This is a genomic window from Sphingobacterium sp. KH_072, assembly GCF_057837975.1.
Genome location: NZ_CM174457.1, coordinates 190,819 through 205,356, shown reverse-complemented (window position 1 = coordinate 205,356; position 14,538 = coordinate 190,819). Strand labels below are relative to the sequence as shown.

General features: G+C 37.6%; 14 protein-coding genes and 2 pseudogenes. 8 read left to right on the top strand and 8 right to left on the bottom strand.

Translation table 11 applies throughout. From position 1 onward, the window contains the following. Positions 1-254: 254 nt before the first annotated feature. Entirely contained in the window at positions 255-524 is a 270-nt protein-coding gene (locus AC3IRT_RS00970) for a hypothetical protein (protein ID WP_489394684.1), read from the top strand. A 189-nt stretch (positions 525-713) separates the two neighbouring features. Here the strand turns inward: AC3IRT_RS00970 and AC3IRT_RS00965 are convergent, their stop codons facing one another. Both AC3IRT_RS00965 and AC3IRT_RS00960 read right to left on the bottom strand, forming a co-directional pair. Further along, positions 714-1,508 (bottom strand): IS3 family transposase, encoded by a 795-nt coding sequence (locus AC3IRT_RS00965; protein ID WP_489394683.1) that lies wholly within the window; start codon positions 1,506-1,508, stop codon positions 714-716. Positions 1,509-1,531: 23 nt separating this feature from the next. After that, complete coding sequence (locus AC3IRT_RS00960) at positions 1,532-1,798, bottom strand: transposase (RefSeq protein ID WP_489394682.1); 267 nt, start codon at positions 1,796-1,798, stop codon at positions 1,532-1,534. An 82-nt stretch (positions 1,799-1,880) separates the two neighbouring features. Here AC3IRT_RS00960 and AC3IRT_RS00955 point away from each other — a divergent pair. The 4 genes and pseudogenes from AC3IRT_RS00955 to AC3IRT_RS00940 all read left to right on the top strand — a co-directional run. After that, positions 1,881-2,135 (top strand): annotated as a pseudogene (locus AC3IRT_RS00955) (integrase core domain-containing protein); the annotation flags it as partial. Positions 2,136-2,485: 350 nt separating this feature from the next. Beyond that, entirely contained in the window at positions 2,486-3,073 is a 588-nt protein-coding gene (locus AC3IRT_RS00950; protein WP_489394681.1) for a hypothetical protein, read from the top strand. An 18-nt stretch (positions 3,074-3,091) separates the two neighbouring features. After that, the gene (locus AC3IRT_RS00945; RefSeq protein ID WP_489394680.1) at positions 3,092-4,111 is read left to right on the top strand and encodes a sensor histidine kinase; all 1,020 of its coding nucleotides are present in this window, start codon (positions 3,092-3,094) and stop codon (positions 4,109-4,111) included. A 4-nt stretch (positions 4,112-4,115) separates the two neighbouring features. Next, a pseudogene (locus tag AC3IRT_RS00940) lies at positions 4,116-4,859 on the top strand (LytR/AlgR family response regulator transcription factor). 5 nt (positions 4,860-4,864) lie between these two features. On the opposite strand, the gene AC3IRT_RS00935 reads toward AC3IRT_RS00940, so the two are convergent. From AC3IRT_RS00935 to AC3IRT_RS00920, 4 genes are all read right to left on the bottom strand, one after another. Then, positions 4,865-6,721: a glycosyltransferase gene (locus tag AC3IRT_RS00935; RefSeq protein ID WP_489394679.1), complete on the bottom strand. Its 1,857-nt coding sequence runs from the start codon at positions 6,719-6,721 to the stop codon at positions 4,865-4,867. 65 nt (positions 6,722-6,786) lie between these two features. Further along, positions 6,787-7,614, bottom strand: coding sequence for a glycosyltransferase family 2 protein (locus AC3IRT_RS00930; RefSeq protein WP_489394678.1), 828 nt, complete (start codon positions 7,612-7,614; stop codon positions 6,787-6,789). 9 nt (positions 7,615-7,623) lie between these two features. Further along, positions 7,624-8,487, bottom strand: coding sequence for an alpha-1,2-fucosyltransferase (locus AC3IRT_RS00925; RefSeq protein WP_489394677.1), 864 nt, complete (start codon positions 8,485-8,487; stop codon positions 7,624-7,626). After that, positions 8,484-9,305, bottom strand: a complete 822-nt coding sequence (locus AC3IRT_RS00920) for a family 6 glucosyltransferase (protein WP_489394676.1) — start codon at positions 9,303-9,305, stop codon at positions 8,484-8,486. The genes AC3IRT_RS00925 and AC3IRT_RS00920 overlap by 4 nt, the downstream gene beginning before the upstream one ends. 361 nt (positions 9,306-9,666) lie before the next feature. Between AC3IRT_RS00920 and AC3IRT_RS00915 the strand changes: the two genes are divergently transcribed. Continuing rightward, complete coding sequence (locus tag AC3IRT_RS00915; protein WP_489394675.1) at positions 9,667-10,509, top strand: glycosyltransferase family 2 protein; 843 nt, start codon at positions 9,667-9,669, stop codon at positions 10,507-10,509. A 74-nt stretch (positions 10,510-10,583) separates the two neighbouring features. On the opposite strand, the gene AC3IRT_RS00910 is transcribed toward AC3IRT_RS00915, so the two are convergent. Beyond that, positions 10,584-11,507: a capsular polysaccharide synthesis protein gene (locus AC3IRT_RS00910; protein WP_489394674.1), complete on the bottom strand. Its 924-nt coding sequence runs from the start codon at positions 11,505-11,507 to the stop codon at positions 10,584-10,586. A gap of 228 nt (positions 11,508-11,735) precedes the next feature. On the opposite strand from AC3IRT_RS00910, the gene AC3IRT_RS00905 reads away from it, so the two are divergent. Both AC3IRT_RS00905 and AC3IRT_RS00900 read left to right on the top strand, forming a co-directional pair. Further along, the gene (locus AC3IRT_RS00905; RefSeq protein WP_489394673.1) at positions 11,736-12,770 is read left to right on the top strand and encodes a WaaS/CpsH family glycosyltransferase; all 1,035 of its coding nucleotides are present in this window, start codon (positions 11,736-11,738) and stop codon (positions 12,768-12,770) included. Between the two features lie 40 nt (positions 12,771-12,810). Then, on the top strand, positions 12,811-13,737 hold the full coding sequence (locus AC3IRT_RS00900; protein ID WP_489394672.1) for a glycosyltransferase family 32 protein: 927 nt from the start codon (positions 12,811-12,813) through the stop codon (positions 13,735-13,737). Position 13,738: 1 nt separating this feature from the next. On the opposite strand, the gene AC3IRT_RS00895 is transcribed toward AC3IRT_RS00900, so the two are convergent. Beyond that, positions 13,739-14,521: a glycosyltransferase family 2 protein gene (locus AC3IRT_RS00895; RefSeq protein WP_489394671.1), complete on the bottom strand. Its 783-nt coding sequence runs from the start codon at positions 14,519-14,521 to the stop codon at positions 13,739-13,741. Between the last annotated feature and the right edge of the window lie 17 nt (positions 14,522-14,538).

Here is a 14,538-nt window from a genome sequence, read left to right as displayed (position 1 = left end):
GACTTCTACAAAGCTCGCCCTATCGGCTTATATAATATCCAAAGATAATAATAATCCGATAGCAAAGGGCGAACTCGCAGTCTTCTCGCAGGTAAAATTTGCCGGTTTTCTCAAACGAGAGACATCGTTATGTAGGCATATCAGCCTACCTAATAGTCGCTTAAATAATAACTTATACAAATATAAAACAATAATCCAACTATTCGCCATCGCGAACACTTTTTTTACACAAGAACTCCATCTACCCCTTTGAAATGATGAATAAAGAAGATCTAAATAAACTGCTCTGCCAATTCATAAGAGAAAAGTTTTTTAATCCATTCAAAATTAATGGTTTAGCCACGACTCAAAATAAATACGCTAAAGCTTGCAATTTGACATCCTCCACTATTTCAAAAATTAATTCATTAGATGGATATGACATTCCAATTTTTACGATATACAAACTTTGCCAATTCGAAAATATATCGATGGCAGATCTCTTTAAAAAATTTGAAAAATATCAATCGGGAAAAAGCAAATAGAAATTGTGACATTGATACATCAAAAGTATTTCAGACGTGTAATCTGAATTTTATTGGTCATTTATTTCAAAAAGATATTTAAGATATAGCCAATAATTAAATTCTATATTTAGTGATGCCGCTAGGTAGCCTTACCTGTTTTTGAAGCCTTACCCTTTTTCAAACAGTGAATAAATATAAAAACGTTCTTTACGTTTTCAAAGATTCCTTCATATATAACCACGGACTTAGTCCATTTAATGATTTGTGAGGGTGACTACTGTTATAGTCGATCTGCCATTCGTAAGAAATAGCATTGACTTCTGTTAGTGATCCAAACAAGTAAGCGTCCAAGACATCCTCTCTAAACGTTCGATTTAATCTTTCGATATAAGCATTCTGCGAAGGCTTACCGGGTTGTATATATTGTAGTTCGATGTCATTCTCTTTACAGAAATCAACAAAAACCCTAGACAGAAACTCTGGTCCGTTGTCGGTTCGGATACGCTTAGGCTTAGGCCGAGAAAAGATTAATTCTTTCAATTTCTGAACCAGCCTAATACCTGGAATCGAATAGAAAGCTTCATTTATCAGAGATTCTCTGTTATAATCATCCATCACATTTAGTACTCGAAACCTGCGTCCGTTAGAAAGCGAATCACTCATAAAGTCGATTGACCATGTTCTATTGATTCCTTCTGGAACGATTAGTTTCTCTTTAATTCTGGACGGAATCCGACGCTTACGCTTACTACGAAGCTTCAGGTTGATCCTTCTGTAGACTCTTAGAACCCGTTTTCTGTTCCACACCAAACCCTCCATTCTGATTTTGCCATAATAGGTTTCGAAGCCCCTGGTTGGATAACAATTTGCCAGATCCATGAGTTTAGCAACCACTTCCTCATCATCTTTCGTGTGATTATAATAGTACATGCTGCGGCTCATGCAGACAATTTTACAAGCTCTATGAATACTGATCCCTTCCTCAGTCACTACAGACCCCACCAGCTCTTTACGTTCACAAAGCTTTAAAGCTTTTTTTCAATAATATCTTTTAGAATGCGGTGATCGAGGCTTAAATCGGCGAACATGCGCTTCAGCCGTGAATTTTCTTCCTGCAGAGCCTTTAGCTCTTTTAGGTGCTGCGCATCCATACCTCCGTACTTTTGCTTCCATTGATAAAAAGTTGGTGCTGATATACCGTGCTCCCGACAGATATCTTTAGTGGCCTTACCTGATTCATATTCTTTAAGAATATTGACGATCTGATGCTCTGAAAATTTGCTCTTTTTCATAATGTTTAACAAACTAAATTTAATATTTCTATTTGGTTTGAAAAACAGGTAAGGCTACCAAAACAGGTAAGGCTACCCCTATGAAAATCCGATAGCAGAACGACTTAATGGTATTCTTAAATCTGAATTCAAACTTAATCGCGTCTTCCAATCAAGAAGTCAGGCATTATCGGCTGTCGCCAAAAGTATAGAATCCTACAATCATCTACGCCCTCATATGAGCTGTAATTATTTAAATCCTATAGTTGCCCATAGCACTAATGAGCCGCGTACCAAAAGGTGGAAAAACGGTAGAAGAAAGGGTAAGAAAAAACAAGAAAAACAGTTAATTTTATAATTATTCACTCTTCCAAAAACTGTAAACCAAAAAACGTATCAGACCAACTATAAAGACTTTTCCGGACGAGACATATCTATATAGCCAGATATATTCACATCCTGATGTCTAGATATATATATCGAAATTTCTTTTGCCCTTTGCTACTTCATATGATACTGCCTCTTTGTTGGACAACATTTTTACAAAAAAAGATATAATTACGATACATTTTTGATTTGCTGAACATTGGTCGGGAGTTATCCGCCCAATTGATTTGTGTCTTCTTTCGGTGTTGTATAAAATGATGTATTCTCTGATCTGTCTATAGAGATCCACTCTCCCATTTGGTGGATTTAGCACTATTTATTATGCTGCTCACTTTTTACAGCTATGGTAGCTTTGCAAAAACTGCTTATGAAAAGCCGTTGCAACTTTGGGAAGCAGGCAGCAGCACAGAAGCTGCCGCAAAATTAGAACGCATTGCGGCAGCAGAAAAAAAACAATGGCTCCCGTCGTACTATCAAGCGCTGATCTCGATTACAGAATCATTTCGCGCCTCAGACGCCACTCAAAGAGCGCAACTAATACAACGTGGAAATACCATCATCTCACAAAAAATCACACTTGGTGCTTCATCGGAATGGTTGGTATTGAAAGCGCTAGCACTCACTTCGGAGCTGACGGCTGATCCAATGAATTTAGGTCAAAAATTATCTCCGAAGATCATCGAAACCTATCAACAAGCATTGAAAGCCGACACTGAAAACCCCCGAGCTATATCTGGATTAGCAGAATTTCAGATACAGACCAAAAAGTTTACAGGCGGCAACAGCGACAAAGAGTATAAAGACTTGCAGAAAGCCTTATCTTTATACGAGAACGATCAGCACAAAGAGCCTTTCTACCCGACTTGGGGAAGGGATAGAGCCGAAGCGATGATTCAAAAACAACCTTAGATAATACAAAAACCTACTGTGAACGCCAGAAAATTAGTTCCCGACTTATTTATATCATTACTGTTCGGATGGGTGATTATGCTGATCATTTCTATGCAGGAATGCGGATGCAATATCTCCAACATTCCGGTAGAATGGTTAGCATTCACTTTGTTACTGAGCACCTCCTTATATTTAATCAACAAAAATTTTGCGATAGCACTGCAAAAGCACCTTGAAAAGAGATGGCATCGTTTCTTTGTGTATCTATGCGTGAGTCCAGTAGTGACTGTTGCGGTATTATTCCTAATTCGATTCTTGATTTTCGGGCGCGAATCCAACTTTCAACCTGTGGATTTCTTGTTAGGAGAATCGTTGCAGTTTTATCTATTAAGCGCAGCTATTGCATTAGTTACTGGCGGTATTTTTTATGCTTTCAATGCATTAAAAGCATTGAAGGATGCGCAGATTACGACAGAAAAAGCGAAGTCGAGTCTTTCGGAAACAAAATTTATTCATCTTAAAAACCAGATTGATCCACATTTCTTATTCAACAGCTTAAATGTCTTGAGCGGTCTAATTGAGGAAGATGCAGCCAAGGCATTTCGGTATACGAATAGCCTATCGGCGATTTATCGGAGTATGTTGAGTCAAAAAGACAAAGATCTGGTGCCATTGCAAGAAGAACTGGCAACCGGCAAGGAGTTTCTCTATCTTTTGCAGATCCGCTTTGAAGGTGCTTTGACCTATGAAATTGCATCAGGCTTTGAACAAAAGCAGAAGTGTGTGGTACCACTTTGTCTGCAATTATTATTGGAGAATGCTGTGAAGCACAACGAAGCTTCGGAAGCTCGCCCACTGCACATCAAGATCGACAGCGATTCGGATTATTTGATAGTAGAAAACAACTTACAACCGCGCAATTCTTTCGTTGAATCCAACAAGCTAGGCTTGTCGATCATCACCGAACGCTATAGCAGCCTGACGGATAAGTCGGTTCGCATCCAGCAAAATGAACAAACATTCCGAGTAGCACTTCCATTAATGACAAAAATTTAATGCTATGCACTTTCTAATAGTTGAAGACGAAAAACCGGCAGCACGCCTTTTACAACGCAAACTGGAGAAAGCAGGATATCATCACACAAGCATGGTACATTCTGTGGCAGAAGCAGATACTTGGTTTGTCAATAACAAGGCGCCAGATCTTATTTTCATGGATATACAGTTGTCTGACGGTACGGCTTTCGATTTGTTAGAGAAGCGAAATATTCCTTCTGCCATTATCTTCACCACGGCCTTTGATGCGTACACTTTGCGCGCTTTCAAGGAAAACAGCGTGGACTATCTCCTCAAACCCATCGTGGAAGAGGAGCTGACGAATGCCATCGACAAGTACTTGTCGCGCACTGCGATCGGTTATGATTTTGCCGCAATAAAAAGCTTACTAACAGCAAATCATCCGGCATACAAAGATCGCTTCACCGTCAAGATCGGGCAGCTATTGCGCCCGGTCGAAGTGAAAAATATTGTTTGTTTCTACAGTGCACACGGCGGCACTTACATACGCACGGTAGATAAACACGATTACTTGATTGAATATACACTGGATCAATTATCTGCGTTGCTAAATCCGAAAGATTTCTTTCGGATTTAGCAACGCAGCCATATTGTTCAGCTACACGGTATTCGAGATATCGCCATTCATTCGAATTCTCGCTTAAAAGTGAGTTTGCTAAACTTCTCGAATCCGGATCTGATCGTCAGTCGAGAACGAGTCGGCGCGTTTAAGGATTGGTTGGGGTAAAGTCTTTAAATCGTGAAAAAGTATTTTGTTAAACCAGATGTGTTTAATCTAGCATCATTTGCCCAATTTTTAGGGGCTACGACAACTTTATGTGGACAACTATTCAGCCATGCTGCCCACCAACTAAGCGTATTATTAGAGATAATCTGGTGATTACACAAACTCATTAACTGCATATCTATATAGGAATCTTTCTCCTGATTAAGATCAAAAAACTGCCCATCTAGATGAGAGAAATGTTCCTTGCACCAGGCTATGTCATCAGAGAAAAAGAAAAACACTGGGTTTTCAACATGTTTTTCAACATAAGAAATGCAATTACGATAAAATGCTATATCACAAACATCGGCCAAGTTTGGTTTTAAGGACTTGCGATTTACATAAACAGCAACACTTTCAGTTTTCGAAACAATTTCAGCGATACTTTTATGGTGCTCTGCTTCTAGATCTGGAAATGTAAAAACCCTACTGACCTCGTCCTTTACAAACCGCATGTAATCAATATGTTGCCAATATCCCGAAAAATAAGCCGCAGACTGATGATTCAAGTAGTAAGCATGAAAAGAAAATGGCGGTTCATCAGCTCTAACCACTTTCCGAGTACCAAATAGCTTTCGTTTTATTGTCCAAAAAACACCCTCACCGTCTTGTTTGATATAAAGTTGACGTTCGTGATCTGTAATAGATTCCAGTTCGATAGAGAAAACCCTTTCTAACGCACATCCACTTTGCACGGCATTATCTTTGAAATCGCTGAGGTCTGCTTTTACTTTGTTCCATTGCTGCCTAAGCGCTAGCAGAAAAACATATTGAAACATTTGATCGCCAAGGCTACCCATTATCTTTACCACCTTGTCCTTTTTTAGGGCACTTGGCAGCACAAATCGTTTTAATGCTTTGCGTAGTTGCGAAGATGAGTAATAATTCCAGTGAGAATGAGGCAACCTTAGTAGAAGTGACAATGCCTTATGTGGCGACTTGTTCATTATCACAGTATACCAAATTTGGTGAATTGCTTTATCGAAATACGTTGGATGGTATGTTTTACTTTTACGATTCTGTACAATTAGAGTTGATAAAAAAACTGCATATTCCTGAATACCAAAAGCATTGGGCTGATAATAGTTGATAAGCATCTCTGATTCATCCTCCGTGCCAAGCATACTGAGTTCGTTAAGTTGCTCCTGTTTCACTTGATGCATCATTTCCAACACTTTCAACAGACTTGTCTTAGTGATGTTGCTATCATGCCTGCGGTATCGACAGATAAATTCATCCAAATTATCGACTTCATATTTCTTAGCAATTTCGATATACAGAGCAAGATCTTCTACCACAGGATATTTCAACACGGGATAACCACCAACTTCCCGAAAAACCGACATCCGCATCATCACACTAGAGTGCACAAATGGATTTTCAAAAAATAGAGCGGCTTTGTTTCTATAGGATCCTGAAGGGCTATGTGGTATCTCACCCTGAAGGTTACCGAGGTCGTCGATAACATACGCACGTCCTCCTAACAGCGCCAAATTCTTACGTTGTTCAAAGGCGTTTAATTGTTTTTCTAATCGATCTGGGAGCGCCAAATCGTCGCTATCCAACACCGCCAAAAAATCTCCTCGGGACTCTGTTAAAGCTAAATTTCTACTATATACGATGCCTTGATTCGTAGTATTAGTTAAGACTCGAAGCCGCGAGTCATCGATTTTTGATAACACTTCTTGGGTAGTATCCGTAGATCCATCATCAACCACGATTACTTCGAAATCCTGCACGGTTTGACTCAAGATGCTTTGTATAGCTTGGTCAATATACGCCGCACTATTGTACGCAGTGATAAAAACAGTTATTAAAGGCATTTTATCGCTATTTGTGATGACTATTTAATTTTATGATTATTGATTTGCTATTGAAATGACGAAACTTAAAGATCTTTGTATGCCTTAAACAACCCTAAATAATGTCCCAGCTTTGCCCAACCTGATTTTTTAACACGTTTCACGAGGTCTTTTCGTGTGAAATGCGCTAAAAATAAATCTTCTAAGTTAGTGCCTGTTCGTTCAGACATTTTCACCAGAGCTACCCAATGCCAATAAAGTGCGCGATCTGCATTCTTATTTGTTGACATGCCCTTATCATGAACTCTGTACAGATACAAGGATTCGTCAATGTGCTTTACAGGAGCGACTTCACACAACTTCATATAAAGGTCTTTATCTTCTGCGCGTTTTATAAATGGATCAATACCAGATGTTTGTTCATAGAAAGCTTTCTTAAATGTTGCGAAATGAGAGATTTCACCTTGAAAATTGTAAAACGCTTCTCCAGAAGACTGCTCAACTTGTACTGCCTGATGATCTTGAAGTGGCATTAAATGTGCATTGCACCACGTAAAATTGCTATATACTAAACTGACCTGTTCGTTTTCATCATGTATTCCTAACGCTTTCTCTAAAGCAGCCGGACGAAGAGCATCATCAGGATCCAATCTCGCCAATATGGGTGCTTTCGACAATTCAATTGCTTTAATTGTGCATCTTTGATACCCAATATTCTCCTCGTTCCTATAGAATTTAAAACGAGCGTCTGACCCAATACATGCTTCAATTTGGTTGATTGAATCATCCGTAGAACAATCATCGATCACGATCGCTTCCCAGTCCTGCTCCGTTTGGGATAATAAGCTCTCGCAGCAATCTTTAAAATATTGACCGTTGTTAAAATTCGATATCAGTAAACTTATTTTGGGCATTCTATCAGCTTAAATTTTAATCCAATTTTCTGGAACTATATCATCTATATTAAAAACTACAACTTGCGTATTGAACCATTGCTTTGGAGCTATATTTATTCCCCCTACTTGTGAAGACAACCAAGCGCCCCACCAGCTAAAAGAGCTATTTGCAATGATATGATGCGCACAGCACGACATCAGTGCCATATCTTTCCAAGCTTGATGATCATTATTACCCTCAACGATCACCGCATTGCTGTAATCACTGAATTGAGCACGCGCAAATGACACATCGTCCGAGAAAATAAATAATCGCAAATTGGGCACTTCCCTTCCTAAAATGAGTAATGCTTCTCTATAATAATCTAATGACAGCAGACCATGATATTTCGCAATATGAGGTTTCACATAATCACCACGCCTAATATGTACCGACACGCTATGGGATCCGGCAGCTATTATCTGATTTTTTATGTGTTGATTCTTTGCATCAAGATCCGGAAATTCATAGATCTGTAGAAGTTTTTGCCTGACATGTTGAAAGTATTTTTCTGATTGAAAAAAACCATCCAAATATACATGCCTAGCATCTGGTACGTGTACAAATTCATTGCCTTCTTGCTTCACAATCGCTGCCTTGCTTACCTTTCTACTAATTTTATGCAACAGACCTCGTGATAAGAAAAACTTTCTATTTGATCGTTTGAGTTCTTTGAATGCAACATTTGAAAAAAGTTTTAGTTCAAAGGATCTTTGAGTAAACGTTTCGGAAGAAGGCTCTTGCGATGCTAAAAAATCGAAATCTATAGATACATCCGGGTTTTGAGCATACGCCGTAGCAAACTGAAATAGTTGATTGCCTAAACCTCCCTGCAATTTAACTGCAATCATTTATTAAAGAATTTATGTTGAACTTTTTGGAGGCTGGAAACAAATCCGCTCCATAAGCCTTTACGCTTAAAAGGAGATGGTAACAGAAATGGATTAGCATATTCCTTGCGAAAATCTTCACCATAGTGTTTCACCTTATCTCTTATCAAGATCTTCACGGGAAACGGAAATTCCAATCCTTCTGGAAAACCATAGCTTGAAGGCAAAACCAGAACATCCTTTTGCAAGAAATAGGCATTAATATGAGACTCATCATGAAAACATGCAATGATATCATTTTGCTCATCTATTTTGATATTATCGCTACAAACTCTGCACAAAGTCATAAAATCCCTGATCCGACCTCCGTTCAGGCCGCCCATGAAATAGTGGTATTTTAATCCCTTTATGTTAGGTATATATGCTGTAGATTTTTGATCTCGCTCATAGGGAAACTTCTCCTTAGATACATTATAATAACCCGGATGTAAGGTTCCCATAAGACCTGAGGGATTATCTAATGGCAACATTTCGCGACCTACATGATCTAAAAAAAGCATGTTCGAATTAAAGAAAAAGACAAAATCCATCGATTTCAAATCTTCTTCTATAGATATAAACATATCAAATCTACCAATCGAGTCTGCAGGAAAACCTTCCGAGGTTTTGTAATATGTGTGGATGAACGTACTAGCTTTTATTACAGGTGAGTCTGTAAAAACAAAATAATGTTTTTCCAAATCAGGATCAACCATAAAATATTTTTGCGAGGACTCATAAAACCCATCCCAAAAACTTGCATACTTACCTGTACATATATATAGAATTCCTATTTTCATTTTTTAATTTCTTCGCTGTTTTATTGTATCCTAAATTGTTACTCCAAAGCTATTTCAAAAGCTGCACCGTTATGTTACGGCTTATCTCATATATACGTGTCTTTCTGCATATTTACTACAAATAAATTGTGTAAACATAAATTCCCCAGTATAGACTTCACTTAATTCCTAAGTAACAAACAACTGATCTTACTACGACAAACCGCATCATAATTAGCAATTATTTCTACCTGAGTCTTTTAAAAAGCACATAAACTAGGCCAGTATAGGTAAAAATTTCAACAATACGGATTCTGAATTTATTCTATTAATTTAGCCGTGTATATCACTCTAATCATCACTGATTTTTCAAATTTTATAAATGGGACTAACACAACCATTAATTAGTATAATCATACCATGTTACAACGTGGCGAATACAATTTCGGACACAATTTCTTCTGTATTAAATCAAACGTACAAAGATTTAGAAATCATCGTTGTTAATGATGGCTCAACCGATAATTTAGTAGAAGTGCTTCAACCTTTTTTGAAACAACACGAAACTCTACATTTTTATGAACAAGAATACAATAAAGGGCTTCCATCGACTAGAAACCTTGGCTTCCAAAATTCTCGAGGAGATTATATCGTTTTTTTAGACGGGGACGACCTAATAGCACCCGAATATGTAGAAGAATGCTACAAAAAGTTTGAGCAAGATATGTCTCTAAGCCTTGTACATACAGAAACTATACTTTTTGAGGGCAAACAAGGAAAATTCAAGTTACCTACGTATTCCTTCCGACAAATGCTAATAACTAACTGTATTACCGCTACGGCAATGATTAGACGTGATTATCTCCAAGCTGTTGGTTTGTACGACGAAAAACTGAAATTTTTTGAAGACTGGGAATTATGGATACGCTACTTAAACAAATACCCAAAAACAGTAAAAGTTAATAAACCTCTATTCTTTTATAGACAAAGACTAACAAATGACTCCATGTCAAATCAAGATAAAACCAAAAATGTTTCAGACTATGCTTTGCTATACATTTACCACAAACACTACGAACTGTACAGAGAGCACGGATATGGTTTAAATAATTTAATGTGGTTGTCCACTTATCGAAAGAAACACTACTTAAAGTGGTATAGACGCTTTTTTTATAAGCTTTTTAAGCCAAAAAAATTCCGGAAATTAATGAAGGAGTTGCACTAAGCTGAAGAAGTGATTAAAAAATTCATCTATAGCGACTATCTCTACTGCAAACTTTTTTAAAGTACTAATCGAGACTAATCATTCAATTTGTCCGCCATTAAAATATACTGATCTAACCTCGCGATCGTCTCCGAGTCAATGTAAGTAAGCTTATGCATACCAACATTTCGAAATAATTCTTGAGTAGAAATATTATAAGATTTATTACAAGCTAATACAAGCAAAATATGTGGCGAAACATCAGATTCAATTGGCGGTTCGATTGCACTGTACTTACCATTGATTAATTCATCATATAGGATCTGAAAAAAGAAATAATTAATCACCTTTTCTTGTGTTTTCCAATAATGCAACATCAATGAAATCATTGCTTGGATTAGCGGGCTCTCCTTTTTCGCGAATATAATGCTGTTCAGCATCTTTACGCGATATCCGGGACTCCAACTCCAATAAGTAGAGTGCGGCCCCAGCCAAAAAGTTTTATTTGGTTCATCGGCATCGCGTTGAAAAACGAAGTGATCAAGCTTCAGATATTCTTCGTTGATTGGTTTGGTCAATAAAACTGTGGCATCTAGCCATATGCCTCCGTACGTATGGAGAAGTGCTAAACGTAGTAAATCAGAAAAAAATACGACAGAAAACTTACTCTCACCCTCGTCATTCCATACGTAATCTGGTAAGTTCAGATATTCAGAAATATTATTGTTATGTAGTCGCACTACTTCAAAACTACCCTTATACTTATCTACAGATTTGAAACACCGTTGCACAACGGCAGGAAGCTGATCAAACGGTAAGTCATCATTCCAGTATTGCCAAATTACAGGCTTAAAAAATTCTTTCTCCTGATGCAACTGTATCGCATTTATCTTACCGTCAAAAAAAGAATCAATTTGAGTTTTCCAAAACTTTGCAACTCTCGCGTGCCTACGTGATACAATGATGTTTCTTATTGGAAACCATAGCCTATTCAACACAGAGCCGATCTTTATATTCATCTTAAGAGCTGGTAAATAAAAAATGTATCACTGTTGTCTCGAATTTACAAAGTTAATTTGTCTACAAAATCATATTATTGTAACAGCAATGGTACGATTTATGCCGTATTAACTACGAATTCACAGCAACATTATTCAAAGATCGTAATATATATAGATGTAGCAAAATACGTGACACATCCGTACTTAGAGAGTGACATTACAAATACTACTATTTCTTTAAATCATATGAATAATAATTTTAAAGGAAAATCAATAATCATAGGGCTTCCTAAAAATTGGCAGCTAGATCAAGTTCTTATCAAAGAACTTGCCCATTTAGGCTTTGACTCGATAACAGATGTATCTTACCAGTATAGCGGATATAAATACACGAGTTTTTTTCAGAGAGTCCAAAGCTTTTATATTAAGAACTTCGCAAACCGTCCTGATTATAAAAGATTATTAGCCTTTAAATCAGTAGAATCAGAGTATATTGAAAAATTAAAAAACGTTCCAGATGCTGATTATGCATTTCTGATTCGCCCAGATATCTACTCTTCTCAATTCATTGATATGATTGGTACAAAAGCAAAAAAAACGGTCGGATATCAGTGGGATGGACTTAACCGTTTCCCTGCAATTCATCCTCTTATTAGAAAGTTTAATCGCTTCTTCGTCTTTGACACGAATGACCTTAATCACTGTGACGTAATGCCATTAACTAACTTTGGTGTTATGTCTTACAAACCCGAAGCACTACACGATGAAAGTAGGAAGTCAGACGTCTATTTTTCAGGCTCCTTTTACCCAGAAAGAGCGGATGCACTCTCAAAAATATTAGCTCAATTATCTTCCTTAGACCTGAAGATCAATTACATATTAAACTCTAACAAACCTCGCAACTCAAATGATTTAAACTTAAATATCACCTCAAATACGGTGACATTTGAAGAAAATCTAAAGAATACTTTCAACGCAAACATTATTTTGGATTTGGTTATCGAGGGGCATCAAGGATTATCTTTCCGAGTATTTGAAGCTTTGACATTTGATAAAAAGCTGATAACTACCAACAAATCCGTAATGCAATATGATTTCTATGATCCAAACAACATTTTTGTTTGGACAAATGCTTCAACAAAGAAGGAATTAGATAGATTTGTCAATTCGTCTATCAAACCTGTAGGTAAGCATCTTAAATACAAGTATAGCTTCGAAAACTGGCTTAAGTACGTTTTGAATGAAGGAGATTTTATACCTATAGATTTACCAAGAGCATAGCTTTATACATTTTTTTTATAATTAAACAGTTACAAAATACATGAGATTATCCCGTTGGATTCGTTATAAACTACCATTCCTTTGGGAGAAAACCCCGCAGCTTGGAAAAGTACATGTAAGAACTTGGGGAACGCCTAATGAAGAGGCCAACCAGATTAATGAAATTCCCAAAACTATCTGGATTTATTGGAACAACTATCCGATAGATTCACCTACCGTAGAGATCTGTCTAGCGGAGATTAAAAGACTTCATCCAAACTATAAGGTAGTGGTTTTACATCAAAAAACTTTACTAGAATATCTACCTAGCTTTCCGCTCGAGATATTAAAAAAATCTCCCGCACTAAGTTCAGATTTGATTCGACTTAAGCTCTTGGCAGAATATGGCGGATTCTATTTAGATGCCAGCACCTTACTGTCTGAAAATCTGGATTGGGCGCGTGAACTACAACAACAAGATGGATCTGAAGCCGTATTATATTACACAGATGAGAACACGACCGACTTACCGTATCCCATGTTGGAAAGTTCATTTATTGGTGCTACAATAGGGTCAACGTTTATTAAAGAATGGTTGAAGGAGTTTGAACTATGCTTATCTGCGCACTCTTCGAAAGAATATATGGATAGGTTTGGTAATTTTGATGTTGCAGAATTTCCGCTGGATCTAGAGTATTACCCTGTCTATCTGACTGCTCAAGTAGTGATGCGCAGAAACCAAAATTTTCGGTTAAGCATCATTCGGGCAGAAGACGACTTTTTCCTTTATTCCCTTGGGATTAGAAAAAACTGGGGAGAAATGGCGATGGCAGAAATATTATTACTAAATGAAACTCCTGATCCAAAACCTAAAACGGTAAAGCTAATACGCTATGCACGAAAAAGGTTAGACTTCTATATTAAAAGAGGCATGTATACAGAAGGCTCGTGGATGGGAGATCTAATATTAAAAAGGCAGTCAAAATAATCTACCGAAAAACTTTTCGCAACAAATACGTCAATCTCCCAGTATCTATTCCAGGGATTTTGAGGTTATGCTTGCGCGCAAACTCTTTCCGAAATGCTTTGGCGTGCGACCAATCCAACCTTCTCTTCTCCCGATGCGCCTTATCTTTCTTGCTCATTATTGAGTTTTCGCGGTGGTAGTAGATATATTCCGCACCAGGAACAACGACCACACTTTTCGCATAAAAAACAGCAGGAAGTGAAAACGTCAAATCCTCAATAAAACGCCCTTCTTCAAAACGTAAGCCTTGCTCTTTAATAAAATCTAAACGGAATAAATAACGCCAAACATAGCCCCATTTACCGACAAATGTTGCTTTTAATTTATCCTTTGCCGTGTGATAGACTGCTTGTTTTTTAAAACGCCACGTTTTGTAACTATGCTTTTCATTAAGCATCCCGCCGCAGGCGATATCGGCTTGAGTTGCCATTACCGCATCAGCCATCTGTTGATAGTACTCTAAGTTGATACCATCGTCTACATCCATAAAATGAATGTAAGTACCTGATGCTGCGTCAATTCCTGTATTCCTTGCTGCCGATAAACCGCGGTTCTCATCCAAGCGAATCAATTTTACCGGATATTGCAACGCAATCTGGCCGGAGCGATCAGACGAGCCATCATCCACCACAATGATCTCCAGATTCTGGTAGCTCTGCGCAAACATATTGTCCAAACACGATTTGACATACTGCTCCCCGTTGAAAACAGGGATAACAACAGAAATCAAAGGCCCTTGCGTCATATAATGATAGGATAAAA